Origin of the sequence: Paraburkholderia sp. SIMBA_054 (assembly GCF_046534875.1) — a bacterium.
Lineage (GTDB): Bacteria > Pseudomonadota > Gammaproteobacteria > Burkholderiales > Burkholderiaceae > Paraburkholderia > Paraburkholderia hospita.
In genome coordinates, this window is record NZ_JAWRXV010001370.1 from 1 (window position 1) to 248 (window position 248).

General features: G+C 70.6%; 1 pseudogene. It reads left to right on the forward strand.

The features are described 5' to 3' along the window. Positions 1-248, forward strand: a pseudogene (locus SB822_RS59555) (DNA repair protein RadA); the annotation flags it as partial.

Below are 248 nucleotides of genomic sequence, written 5' to 3' on the forward strand. Positions count from 1 at the left end.
TTCCTCGCCGCTGTCCAATCCGCGCCGCGTCGCCGTGGGGCTGGAGCAGAATCGCCTGGCGATGCTGCTGGCGGTGCTGCACCGGCACGGCGGCGTGCTGGTCGGCGACCAGGACGTGTTCGTCAACGTGGTCGGCGGCATTCGCGTGCAGGAAACCGCGGCCGACCTGCCGGTGCTGCTGGCGGTGCTGTCCTCGCTGCGCGACCAGCCGTTGCCGGAGAAGACCATTGCTTTCGGCGAGGTCGGCC